The sequence below is a fragment of the Sandaracinaceae bacterium genome (assembly GCA_016706685.1).
Classification (GTDB): domain Bacteria; phylum Myxococcota_A; class Polyangia; order Polyangiales; family Houyiibacteriaceae; genus JADJJE01.
The window spans coordinates 34,371-46,239 of record JADJJE010000021.1 but is presented as its reverse complement, the minus strand read 5'-3'; the positions used below and the strand labels follow the sequence as shown (position 1 = coordinate 46,239).

Sequence of the window (11,869 nt, the reverse complement as noted above, 5' to 3'; positions counted from 1 at the left end):
CCCTCCCCATGACCATCGTCTTCCGTTCACCCTCCGCGCGCAGGCTCGTGGGTGCGGCGCTGTTGCTGTTGGCCACGCTGCTCGGCGCCCCAATGCAGGCCACAGCGCAGCCCTCGGAGTCGAGCGACCAGATCGCCCGCGCGCACTTCCTGGCGGCCACGGGCTACTTCGACACCGGCGACTACGAGTCCGCGCTGCGCGAGTTCGAGCGCGCCTACGCGCTCACGCAATATCCGCAGCTGCTCTACAACCTCTACGCGTGCCACGAGCGCTTGGGGCAGCTTCAGCCCGCCATCACGCGGCTCGAGCAGTTCTTGGCGGCGAGCCCCGAGGCGCCCAACCACGCCGCGCTCGAGGAGCGCTTGGTGAACCTGCGGCGGCGGCACGCGGCGCAGCAGAGCGGGGCCGGCACCACGCCGCCCAGCGATGACCCGCCGCCCACGCTGATGACGCACCCCGAGACGGACGAGCCGGGCGAGACCCAGCGGGCCGGGACCGACGTGGGTGACCCCGAGCTGGACGAGAGCACGGACACGAGCAGCAGCGGCGGCAACGGGGCCGCGATCGCCATGTTCGGGGTGGCGGGCGCGGGTGTGGTCACCTTCGCGGTGGCTGGGCTGATGACGCGCAGCGAGGACCGCGCGCTGGCCCGCACCTGTGGGCGCGACGGCGCGCGGAACTGCACGGACGCGGAGGTGCGCGGCCTGCGGCGGCGCTCCATCACGGCCGACGTGGGGCTGTCGCTCGGGGTAGTGAGTGGCGTCATCGGCCTGGTGCTGTTGCTGGTGCAGGGCGACGACGACACCGATGACGACGACGTGGCGGTGCAAGCCGACGTGCGGCCCGGCGGCGCGTCCGTGACCGTGGGCGGGCGCTTCTGAAGAGCTACGACGCCGTGGTGATCGGCTCGGGCCCCAACGGGCTCGCGGCCGCCATCCGAATGGCCGAGCGGGGCGCGCGCGTGCTGGTGCTGGAGGGCATGCCCACGCTGGGCGGCGGCATGCGCACCGCCGAGCTCACGCTGCCGGGCTTCCATCACGACGTGTGCGCCGCGGCGCACCCCATGGGCGTGCTGTCGCCGTACCTGCGCACGCTGCCGCTCGAGCGCCACGGCCTGGTGTGGGACGCGGGCGAGGCCTCGGTGGCGCACCCGTTTGCCGATGGTCCCGCCGTGCTGCTGCGGCGCTCGCTCGACGCCACCATGGAGGAGCTGGGCGGCGACGCGGCCACCTACAGCAAGCTGGTGCGGCCCTTCTTGAAGGACCCCGAAGGCTTCCTGGGCGACGCGCTGGCGCCGCTGCGCCTTCCGAAGCACCCGCTCACCATGCTGCGCTTCGGGCTCTTGGGGCTGCGCTCCGCGGTGGGCCTCGGCAGGCGTTTCGAGGGCGAGCGCGCGAAGGCGCTCTTGGCGGGCTGCGCCGCGCACTCGGTGCTGCCGCTCGAGAAGCCGCTCACCGGGGCGCTGGGCTTGGTGTTCTTGATCACGGCGCACGTGGCCAACTGGCCCGTGGTGCGCGGCGGCTCGCAGATGCTGGCCAACGCGCTGGTGGCGCACCTGCGGTCGCTCGGTGGCGAGCTCGAGACGGGGCACTGGGTGCGTGGGCCAGCCGACCTGCCGCCCGCCAAGGTGTACCTGTTCGACACCAGCCCCGACCAGCTGGCGCGCATCGCGGAGGACGTGCTGCCGGGGGGTTACCGCAAGCGCCTGGGCAAGTACCGCTTTGGCCCCGGGGTGTTCAAGCTGGACTGGGCGCTGGACGGGCCCGTCCCGTGGAAGGATCCGCGCTGCCTCGAGGCGTCCACCGTGCACGTGGGCGGCACGCTGGGTGAGATCGCCGCGGCCGAGGCGGCCGTGTGGCGCGGCGAGCACCCCGAGCGGCCCTTCGTGCTGATGGTGCAGCAGGCCGACATGGACGCGAGCCGCGCGCCCGAGGGCAAGCGCACGGGCTATGGCTACTGCCACGTGCCGGCGGGCAGCGACGAAGACCTGACGCAGGTGGTGGAGCGGCAGATCGAGCGGTTTGCGCCGGGCTTCCGCGACCGCATCCTGGCGCGGCACGTGACGCGCACGCCGGACCTCGAGGCACACAACCCCAACTACGTGGGCGGCGCGGTGACCGGCGGCGTGGCCGACATGTTCCAGCTGTTCACGCGGCCCGTGGCGCGCCTGAACCCGTACAGCACGCCCAACCCGCGCGTGTTCCTGTGCTCCGCGTCCACTCCGCCGGGCGGCGGCGTGCACGGCATGTGCGGGTTCTACGCGGCCGAGAGCGCGCTCCGGCGGATCCCCAAGCAGACGGCGCGGGGCTTGCTGGAGTAGCGCCTACGCGGCGCAGTAGCGGGCGAACATGCGGCTCGCCTCGCGTGCGATGCGGGCGGAGTCATCGCCGCGCGTGAGGTTCAGGACGATGCCCTCGCTAGCGTTGACCACCATGCGCGCGCGGACCGCCACCTCGTGGGAGTCGAGGCTGCTCGTGGGGTCGGAGAGGAGCGTGCCCACGAGGTCGATGGCCTGAAGCCGCAGGACCGAGAGGCGGGCTTCGAAGGCGGTGTCGGTCGCGGCAGCGAGCTGGCGCAACACGGTGGGGTAGGGGGCAATCACCCTGAACCCTGCATCCAGCGCCCGCTCGATGCGGTCCTCCACAGTGCCCGCGGGCGCCGCGACCACCGGCGCCACGGCCAGCATGAGGCGCTCGATCAGCTCGGCGGTCAGCGCGTCGAAGAGGGCCTCCTTGGTGCCGAAGTACTGATACAGGGACCCCACGCTCACGCCCGCCTTCGCGGCGATGCGCGCGGTGGTCGCTCCCTCGAAGCCGTGGACCTCGAGAACGTGAGCGGACGCCTCCAAGATGGCCGCCACGAGCACGCGCGCGCGCTCCTGATTCGGCACTCTTCGTGGGGTTTTCGGGGGTGATGACTTCATGGCGGACGGAGCCCGGAACGCGAGTGGAGAGCGGAGCGGACGGCGCCTAGATCTAAGCACATGATCGACACGACACGAGAGCTCATCCCGCAGATTCCTACCTGGCCCGTGGTGGGCCCGCTCCCCTTCGTGCTCACGCGCGAAGGGATCATCCCCGGGCTCACGCGCATGGCCGACCGCTTTCGGCGCGAGGGCGTCTTCCGTGTGCCGCTGCCCGGCATCCCAGACCTCACCTTCGTGTGCAACGCCCGGCTAGCGGCCGAGGTGGTCGACGACGAGCGCTGGGAGAAGGTGATCGACCCGTTGATGCTGCGCGTTCGTCTGCTGGGAGGTGACGGCCTCTTCACCGCGCACAGCGACGAAGCGGCGTGGGGGGCGGCGCACCGGGTGCTCGCGCCCGCGTTCGCCGGGAGCGCGATGGAGCGCTACTTCGACGCGAAGCTCGAAGTCTTGAACGAGCTCCTGGATCACTGGCAACGCAGCGAGAGGCCGGTCGACGTGGTGGGCGACACGATCAAGCTCACGCTCGAGACCATCTCGCTGGCGGGCTTCGACCACCGCTTCGGCACGTTCGACCGCCCGAAGCTGGACCCGTTCCTGATCGCGCTCGGCCGCGGCGGGCAGGAGATCGTGAACGGCGCCTTCCGACCGCGCCTCAGCCAGTGGTACGAAGCGCACAGACAGCGCGCGTTCGAGCGCGACGTGGGGGCCCTGCACCACCTGGTGGATCCCGTCATCGCCGGCCGGCGCGCCATGCCGCGCGACGCCTGGCCGAAGGATCTGCTCTCGCGGATGCTGACCAGCGCGGACCCGAAGACGGGCGAGCTGCTCAGCGACGCCAACGTGCGCTACCAGATCCTGACCTTCCTCATCGCTGGGCACGAGACCACGGCCGGCCTGCTCGCGCTGGCGCTGCACTACGTGGCGCGCGACCGGGCGCTGGCTGCTGCCCTCCGCGCCGAGGTGGACGAGGTCTTCGCGGGTGGGACGCCGACCTTCGCCGCCGTCCGCTCCCTCGAGCGTGTGCGCTGCGTGCTGGACGAGACGCTGCGGCTCCACCCGACGCTGCCGTTCATCTCGCGCGGTCCCAAGGAAGACGCGCTGCTCGGTGGCCGCTACGCGGTGCAGCGCGGTCAGCCCGTGGCCCTCTTGCTGTCTGCCATCCAGCGGGACCCGGAGGTCTGGCCCGACCCGCTGCGCTTCGATCCCGACCGCTTCCTGCCCGAGCGCGCGCGCCAGAGGCCGGCGTATGCCTACAAGCCCTTCGGGGTGGGTCGCCGCACCTGCCTCGGGCGCAGCTTCGCGCTGGTGGAGGCCACGCTGGCGCTCGGCATGATCGTGCAGCGGTTCGAGTTCGACGACCCGGGCCCGCTGCGCCTCGCGCTGAGCCCGGTGCCACGGCCGCAAGCGTTTCGCCTCGGCCTTCGAGCGAGGCGCCCGGACGCGTAGACGAATCGTGGGGGGCCCCTTGCAGCGCGCTTCGGGCCCGGCGCCGCATCTGATACGGTCCGCGCATGCGCATGGTCGAGAGCATGGTGAGCGGGATCGAAGGCACGGCCGAGGTGCTGTATCCGGAGAACGACTTCGGAGCGCCGGACTGGCGCAGCACGGACGTGGCGTCGCGCACGCTGCGCTACCTCGAAGACCTGCCGCCGCACCGCACGCAGCTGGTGGGCGCGCTGTTCGTGGCCGCCGACGTGATGCTGCCGCTCTCGCTGGGGGAGCGGCCAGGCTTGAAGCGTGTCCCCCTCGCACGTCGCCGGGAGGCGTTCGAGCGCTGGTACAAAGAGCCCTTCTCGCCCATGGGGCAGTTCGTGGGAGCGCTCAAGGCCACGCTGGCCATGACCTACTTCGGGCACCCGAGCGTGGTGCGCTACATCGGGCAGGTGACGCACTGCGACCGGCCCAGCGACCCATTCCGCATCGACGTGGACGTGGACTACCTGGTGCGCGACCGCGCGCGGGTGTCGGCGGTGGAGAACTCGAAGGGCGGCAACGCGTGATCCACCATCTCAAAGACCTGACGGGCGGCTTCGACGACCACGCCGACGTCATCGTGGTGGGCAGCGGCGCGGGCGGCGCCGTGGCGGCTAGGAACTTCGCGGCCGCTGGGCTGCGCACGGTGGTGCTGGAGGCCGGCCCGCAGATCGCCCCCGAGGACATGACGCGCGACGGACCCGGCTTCATGAGTCAGTACATGTGGGACGGCGGCCTGCGCATCATCCAGGCCAAGTCCCCCGTGCCCATCATGCAGGGCCGCTGCCTGGGCGGCAGCACCGTCATGAACTCGGCCATCATGCTCAAGATCCCGGACTGGGTGCGGCAGGACTGGTCGCGCAGCAACGGGCTCCACTGGCTGGAGGGCCCCGAGCTGGACGCCGCGTTCGAGCGCATCTTCGAGGGCACGCGCACGGCCCCCACGCCCATGTCGGTGATGGGCCCGCGCAACCGAGTGGTGCAGAAGGCGCTGGCTGCCGCCGGGCAGCCGGGCAAGGCCCTGCCGCGCGCGGTGCACAACTGCGAGGGCTGCGCCGACTGCCTGGTGGGCTGCGCGAGCGGGGCCAAGCAGTCCACGGACCGCAGCTACATCCCCTATGCCGTGAAGGACGGCGCGCGCGTCTACACCTGCGCGCACGTGGAGAACATCGAGATGGAAGGCACCCGCGCCGTGGGCGTGACGGGCCGCGTGGTGGACCCGCGTGGCCGGCGCAGCGTGGGCACCTTCCACGTGCGCGCGCCGCGCATCGTGCTGGCCGCCGGCGTCATGAACACGCCCGTCATCCTGCAGCGCAGCGGCATCAACCCGCGCGGCCGCATCGGCGCCACGCTCAACGTGCACCTCACGGGCGGCGTCATCGCGCGCATGGAGGAGCGCGTGGACCCGTGGATCGGCGCCACGCAGGGCTGGGGCGCCATCAGCGAAGACATCCGCGGCATGAAGTTCGAGTCGCTGTGGGCACCGCCGGGCCTCTTGCTGGCCAAGTGGGGCGGCATGGGCGAGGCGTTCCTGCGCGAACTCTCCGAGATCAAGTACATGGCCGTCATCGCCATCGTCTACCGCGGGAAGTGCAGCGGCAGCGTGAAGGCCGACCGCCACGGGCGCCCCAACATGAAGTTCCAGGTGCCGGACTTCGAGGCCCGCAACGTGTTCCGCGGCATGAAGATGGCCGCCGACGGCTTCTTGGACGTGGGCGCCCAGTACGTGTCCACCGGCACCATGCCGGGCGTCCCCAGCAAGCTGCGCAACAAGCGCGACACCGAGCACCTGCTGAGCTCGAAGCTGGGCGCCAAGCACATGATGATGACCGGCAACCACGCCTTCGGTTCGTGCCGCATGAGCGCCTCCGAGAGCGAAGGCCCCGTGGACCCGAGCGGCGCCGTGCGCGGGGTCGAAGGCGTCTACATCTGCGACACGAGCATCTTCCCGAGCCCCACCGCCGTGAACCCGCAGGCCACCTGCATGGCCATGGCCGACGTGCTCACCCGGCAGATCGCCGCCCGAGCCTAGAGTCCACGTCCCCTCGTTGTCGTTGTCGTTGTCGTTGTCGTTGTCGTTGTCCTGAGCGTGGACGGCGACGGCGACGGCGACGCTCCTCCACACTGAATCATCCTCGCAGGCCCAGCGTCTGTCGTCGCACCGCGCGACCCGCTCGCGCCCTCCCCCCTTCGATAGACCCCCATGAAACGCATCTCCCTCCTCTTCCTCATGCTCCTCATGCTCGCTGCCCCCGGCTGCAAGCGCGGCGAGACCTCCAGCACCACGCCCGACGAGACCACCGAGGGCACGTCCGACCCCCGCCTCTCGGCCTACCACTGGCAGCTGGTGGACGCGACGAGCGCTGACGGCACCCGCCTCGACGCGTTCTTCCCCAACCCCGAGCGGCCCGTGACGCTGGACTTCACCGACGGCCGCGTGTCGGTCTCGAACGCCTGCAACCGCATGGGCGGCAGCTTCAGCGTGGCGGACGGCGCGTTCTCGGTGGGTGGGCTGATGCAGACCGAGATGGCCTGCGAAGAGCCGCTCATGCGCGCCGAGAGCGCGATCGCGGGCGTGCTCGGCGGAGGCGGCACGCTGCAGCTCGAAGCCGACGACGTGCTGGTGCTGACCACCCCAGAGGGCGACACGCTGCGCTTCCGCGGCGAGCCCACCGCCGACACGCGCTTCGGCACCGCGGGCGAGCGCGTGTTCTTCGAGGTGGCCCCGCAGCGCGTGGCCTGCCACCACGCCATGATGCCGGACTACCAGTGCCTGCACATCCGCGAGGTCCGCTACGACGACAACGGCCTCCAGGTGGAGCACGGCGAGTGGGAGTTCCTCTACCAGGACATCGAGGGCTACACCCACGAGCCGGGCACCCGCAACGTGGTGCGCGTGCTGCGCTACCGTGTGGCCAACCCCCCGGCCGATGGGTCGTCGGTGGCCTACGTGCTCGACATGGTGGTGGAGTCCGAGCTGGTCGAGAACTGAGCCCGGCGCTAGGGCAGCGACCCTGACACGACCTCGCCATCCACCATGGTGGCGTCCACCCCGGTCTGGTGAATCTCGTGGAGGGGCAGCTCGAAGATGTTGCCGGCGAGCACCACCAGGTCCGCGCGCTTGCCCACCTCGAGGGAGCCCACCTGATCTTCCATGTGGAGCTGGTGGGCCGCGTCGAGGGTGTAGCCACGCACCATGTCCTCCACGCTCGTGCGCGCGCCGACACCGCCCAGGATCGGCGCGCTCGGATCGCCGATGGCCTGGCGCGTGGCACCCGCTTCGATGTTCCAGAGGGGGCTCATGGACAGGAGCTCCTCCCCCGTGGCGGGGAAGTCGCTGCCGTAGGTCACGCGCGCTCCGGACTCGATGAGCTCCTGGAGGCGGTAGAGGCGCATCATGCGCTCGGGACCGATGACGAGCTCCTGGCCCGCGTAGTCGGAGGAGTACCAGTACGGCGTGGTCTGGGCCGTGACGTCGAGCGCCGCGAAGCGTGGCACGTCGGCGTCCGTGATCTGCTCGACGTGGGCCAGCGTGTGGCGCGTGTCCGCGTCGGGGTTCTCGGCGCGAGCGAGCGCGATGGCGTCCAACGCCTCACGCACCGCCCTGTCACCGATCGCGTGGATGTGGACGTCGATGCCGGCGCGGTCGATGGCGACCACGAACGGGTTCAGCACGCTCGGGTCGAGCAGAACCGCGCCCGACGAGCTGGGCACGTCGGTGTACGGCTCCAAGTAGGCTGCGGTGCGCGCCTCGGTGGTGCCGTCGTTGTGGATCTTGATCATGCCCATGTGCAGAAGGTCGCCGTCGAAGGTGCTGCGCAGCTCCGCGAAGCGCTCGATGGCGGAGGCGACCTGGTCGGGGTGCTGAATCTGATGCGAGGCCACCACGCGAAAGGGGAGCAGGCCCCGCCGATCCATGTCGGCGAGCGCCTCGAGAGCCTCGGCTTCGAAGGAGGACATCCCCGCGTCGTAGACCGTGGTGATGCCCACGCTGGAGAAGAGCCCATAGACCAGGTTGTTGGGCCTCGCGGCGGCCGTCGCGTCGAAGGCCCCGAGCGCGGCGAGGTGGGGCATGTAGGCCTGGGACTCGACCAACCAGCCGGTGGGCGTGCCGTCGGGATCGCGCTGGTAGTAGTGTCGCCCCGGGATGGGGTCGGGGGTGGACGCGTCGATGCCGAACTCCGCGAGCGCGGCGGAGTTGACCCAAGCGCTGTGGCCGCCCTGGTCGATGAGGATGACGGGGCGGTCCGAGACCACGCTGTCGAGCATCTCCCGGCGTGGTCCGTCGGGCCCGAACGCGGTCTCGTCGAAGCCGAAGCCGAGCACGAAGGCGCGGTCGGGGTAGCGGGCCGCATAGGCCTCCACCTGGAGCACGACGTCCGCCGGACTCACCGACGACGACACCCGCAGTGCATAGGCCAGCCCGGCCGCCTGCACGGGGTGAGCGTGCGTATCGATGAACCCCGGAAGCACCAGCCGTCCGCCGAGGTCCACCGTCTCGGTCTCGGGGCCGACGAAGCGCTCCACACCATCCGCATCGCCCACGTAGACGATCTCGCCGTCGCGGATGGCGACCGTGGTGGCGCGCGGCATGGCCTCTGCGACGGTGTGGATGGTGCCACCCGTGAGCACCAAGTCCGCGGGCTGCAGAGGGCTCGCGCAGCCCACCCACACGACGCCCAGAAACACACTGACCAGGAGTCGTGAGCTCGAGCAGCTCGCCAGCGTCAAGGGAGCACCCACTCGTCGATGAGCACGCCCTCGGGCGGCGCGCGGAACGCCTCGGCGGGGCTCCCGGGGCCACTCCCCGGAGGGATCCACCCCGCCGGGATGTTGCCGAACACCCGCCGAGGAGGCTGGTGGGGCTGACGGCGCGGGTCGTCTTCGAGCAGGACGCCAGGCCGAGCCTCGAGGGCAGCGAGCCCCATGCTGCCGATGCCGGCGGCGCTGTGGCAGCTCAGGCAGAACGCATTGCTGGACGAGTCCGGGCGCGGCACGCCGGCACGCAGGGGCCCCTCGGGGAAGATGATCGCGTCGCGGATGGACTCGGTGCCCGCGGGGATGCTCGCCAGGGTGGCGGCGTTGTCGGCGCTGTAGTCGTGGAAGCAGGCATAGCGCGCTCCCTCGGGGCGCCCGGCGGCCGCAGCCACCTCGGCGTGCGCCCAGGCGGGGTAGCGGTCGGCCTGGGCCCCGAGCACGTCGCCGCCGAGCTGCACCAGGGTGCCACCCGCGTGGTTGCAAGCCACCTCGGCGTCCACGGCGTGAGCGAGCACCTTGAAGTCGTCCACCCAGCCGCGCACGCCCGCGTCGCGGTCCCCCGAGCGGCGGTCCGGGCCGCGACCGAGGAACAGCTCGCCTTCCGGGACGCCGAAGTACGGCCGCGTGGGCTCGAAGCGATCCAACGGGAATCCATCGACCAGCAACGTCAGCTCGCGGTGGTCGCGACGCACGTGCCACCCGAGGTGAATCCAGCCGGTGTCGTGAGGCGGGAGCGCCACTTCGTGCTCCACGCGCTCGTTGAACACGTACTGCAGCGTCTGCCGGTCCACGAGGCGCACGGACGTCCCGTCGGGGAACGAGATCAGCGCGCGGGTGGCGCCCTCGGTGGTGCGCGGGTCGACGAACAATCCCACGTACCAGTCGTCCGTGGTCGGCTCGGGCTGCGCGGGCGTGGCGTAGCGAATGCGGTTGTCACCATCCAGCCAGAAGCCGCGGCCGTAGAACCCGCCGAGCGCCACCGGCTCCGAGCGGCCGGTGCCTGCCTCCACCACGCCATAGGCGGGCACAGGCAACACCAGCGAGGTGGCCGCGTTCTGGATGTGCACGTCCACCTGCTCGCCGGGGATGATGGTGTAGCTGCGCTGGTTGCTGATGCCCAGGTTCAAGCCGAGCCTGCGCTTCTGGCCGTTCCAGTGGATGGGCACCCCCGTGGTCGCGGGGCCTCGGCCGCGGTCCTCGCGCACCTGGGTGACCGACGCCTGCATGTTGGACACGATGTACGCGCGCGGATCCAAGAAGTCGTCGAACACCACCTCGTCGGTGGCCACGCCGGTGTTCATGATCCACACGACGTCGCGGGGCGTGATGGTGCGCGCGGCCGGGCGGTGGTTCAGCATCGCCTGGAACGAGTCGAGGATGTTGGCGTTGCCGGGGTACCCGGGGATCTGGGCATCGAACCCGCGGCCCGATCCGAAGCGCACGGACACCGGATCGCCCGCGTCGTCTCGGTAGAGGTCCACCAGGTAGTGGGTGTCGGGGCGCACGCCCACCGACCAGTCCACGTTGTTGATGAGCGCGTCGAGGTGGACGAGCTTGCCGTGCGTCCAGAGGCCCGCGACCAGGAAGCCTCGATCGAAGTCCCGCTCGTACTCCAGCTCTTCACAGCCCGCGACCACGCAGCGCCGTGGGTAGTCTTCCTCGGACTGCTCCGTGATGACGCCGGGCACGCCGGTCATGAAGACGTTGGCGCCTTCGCGGTCCACCCACGGGTAGCTGCCGCCCATGTCCTCGCCATCGCCGAGCAGCTCTCCTTCGCTGTCGCGGAACGGGTACGCCGCGAGGCCGTAGCGCGTCATGTTCGGGTCGAAGGGCGCGTGGGTCATCGGGTGGAAGTCGGTCCAGCGCGTCACGTCGCACGGGTCGGCGTCGTCGGGGAGCACGGAGTAGACCAGGTCGTACGGGCGCGTGAGCTGCTCGCCCGTTTGCGGGTTGGTCCAGTAGCGGTTGGCGCCGCCGAGCCGCCCGGTGAGAAGCCGCCCGTCCATGGTCACGGCCACCTCGGCGAGCTCGGGCGAGTTGGAGATCTCGGCTCCTCGGACGGAGGTCCCCAGCTCCACGCGGACGATGTTGGCCTGCGCCGTCTTGGGCGACGCCACCTCGACGGTGACCGGGGTGCCCCAGATGTACAGCGTGATCAGGGGCACCGAGATGGAGCTGATGACCGTGAAGTCGTAGCAGTCGTTCGCGAGGTCCGTGCCGCAGGGGTACGGGTTGGGCCGCTCACCCGGCACCGGAAACTCCTCCGTGGGGTCGCAGATGGTGTGGTGTCCCACCCGGTACAGCCCCGGCTCGGCCGCAGGCGGCAGCGTGACCTCGAGGGGGGTGGCGCTCGCCAGCATCCGTGGGCCCGACGGGCCCGTGAGGATGGGCTCGTCGAGGGCCTCCGGGACGAAGAGGTAGAACCCGAGCGTGGACGGTCCGCCCTGCACCCGGAGCGCGACCCGGCCGTCCATGGTGGTGCGCAGCCCGGGGACGTGCGGGCCGTTCCACTCCTGCTCGTCGTTCACCCTGGCCACGTCGCGCAGGATGGATGGCGGCTGGGGCGCTGCGTCGTAGGTGAGCGGCGCGGGGCCGCCGAGCGGCTGCCCGGTCGGCGAGGAACAGCTGGCCATCGCGATCAGGGCGGCGAGGGAGACGAGCGGGCGCGGGACCAATGGGAGTGATGGGGAGTTCATGTTCAGCTTTGTCCTC

9 protein-coding genes are annotated in these 11,869 nt (G+C 71.0%); 6 read left to right on the top strand and 3 right to left on the bottom strand.

Features of this window, described 5'->3' with window-relative positions:
• Nucleotides 1-8: 8 nt before the first annotated feature.
• Nucleotides 9-881: a tetratricopeptide repeat protein gene (locus IPI43_23550; GenBank protein ID MBK7777063.1), complete on the top strand. Its 873-nt coding sequence runs from the start codon at nt 9-11 to the stop codon at nt 879-881.
• Entirely contained in the window at nt 878-2,320 is a 1,443-nt protein-coding gene (locus IPI43_23545; protein ID MBK7777062.1) for an NAD(P)/FAD-dependent oxidoreductase, read from the top strand. The genes IPI43_23550 and IPI43_23545 overlap by 4 nt, the downstream gene beginning before the upstream one ends.
• A gap of 3 nt (nt 2,321-2,323) precedes the next feature.
• Here IPI43_23545 and IPI43_23540 read toward each other — a convergent pair whose 3' ends face one another.
• Entirely contained in the window at nt 2,324-2,923 is a 600-nt protein-coding gene (locus IPI43_23540; protein MBK7777061.1) for a TetR/AcrR family transcriptional regulator, read from the bottom strand.
• Nucleotides 2,924-2,983: 60 nt separating this feature from the next.
• Here IPI43_23540 and IPI43_23535 point away from each other — a divergent pair, with 60 nt between their 5' ends.
• From IPI43_23535 to IPI43_23520, 4 genes are all read left to right on the top strand, one after another.
• On the top strand, nt 2,984-4,372 hold the full coding sequence (locus IPI43_23535; GenBank protein ID MBK7777060.1) for a cytochrome P450: 1,389 nt from the start codon (nt 2,984-2,986) through the stop codon (nt 4,370-4,372).
• A gap of 65 nt (nt 4,373-4,437) precedes the next feature.
• Entirely contained in the window at nt 4,438-4,926 is a 489-nt protein-coding gene (locus IPI43_23530; GenBank protein MBK7777059.1) for a hypothetical protein, read from the top strand.
• On the top strand, nt 4,923-6,431 hold the full coding sequence (locus IPI43_23525) for a GMC family oxidoreductase (GenBank protein MBK7777058.1): 1,509 nt from the start codon (nt 4,923-4,925) through the stop codon (nt 6,429-6,431). Before IPI43_23530 ends, IPI43_23525 begins: the two co-directional genes overlap by 4 nt.
• Nucleotides 6,432-6,602: 171 nt before the next feature.
• The gene (locus IPI43_23520) at nt 6,603-7,391 is read left to right on the top strand and encodes an META and DUF4377 domain-containing protein (protein MBK7777057.1); all 789 of its coding nucleotides are present in this window, start codon (nt 6,603-6,605) and stop codon (nt 7,389-7,391) included.
• Between the two features lie 8 nt (nt 7,392-7,399).
• Here IPI43_23520 and IPI43_23515 read toward each other — a convergent pair whose 3' ends face one another.
• Nucleotides 7,400-9,088 (bottom strand): amidohydrolase, encoded by a 1,689-nt coding sequence (locus IPI43_23515; protein MBK7777056.1) that lies wholly within the window; start codon nt 9,086-9,088, stop codon nt 7,400-7,402.
• A 38-nt stretch (nt 9,089-9,126) separates the two neighbouring features.
• The gene (locus IPI43_23510; protein MBK7777055.1) at nt 9,127-11,853 is read right to left on the bottom strand and encodes a hypothetical protein; all 2,727 of its coding nucleotides are present in this window, start codon (nt 11,851-11,853) and stop codon (nt 9,127-9,129) included.
• Nucleotides 11,854-11,869: the final 16 nt, after the last annotated feature.

Excerpts from the sequence above, each read along its gene's own strand:
- IPI43_23550 (MBK7777063.1), top strand. The coding sequence starts at position 9 with ATGACCATCGTCTTCCGTTCACCCTCCGCGCGCAGGCTCGTGGGTGCG.
- IPI43_23535 (MBK7777060.1), top strand. The coding sequence starts at position 2,984 with ATGATCGACACGACACGAGAGCTCATCCCGCAGATTCCTACCTGGCCC.
- IPI43_23540 (MBK7777061.1), bottom strand. The coding sequence starts at position 2,923 with ATGAAGTCATCACCCCCGAAAACCCCACGAAGAGTGCCGAATCAGGAG.
- IPI43_23510 (MBK7777055.1), bottom strand. The coding sequence starts at position 11,853 with ATGAACTCCCCATCACTCCCATTGGTCCCGCGCCCGCTCGTCTCCCTC.
- IPI43_23530 (MBK7777059.1), top strand. The coding sequence starts at position 4,438 with ATGCGCATGGTCGAGAGCATGGTGAGCGGGATCGAAGGCACGGCCGAG.
- IPI43_23520 (MBK7777057.1), top strand. The coding sequence starts at position 6,603 with ATGAAACGCATCTCCCTCCTCTTCCTCATGCTCCTCATGCTCGCTGCC.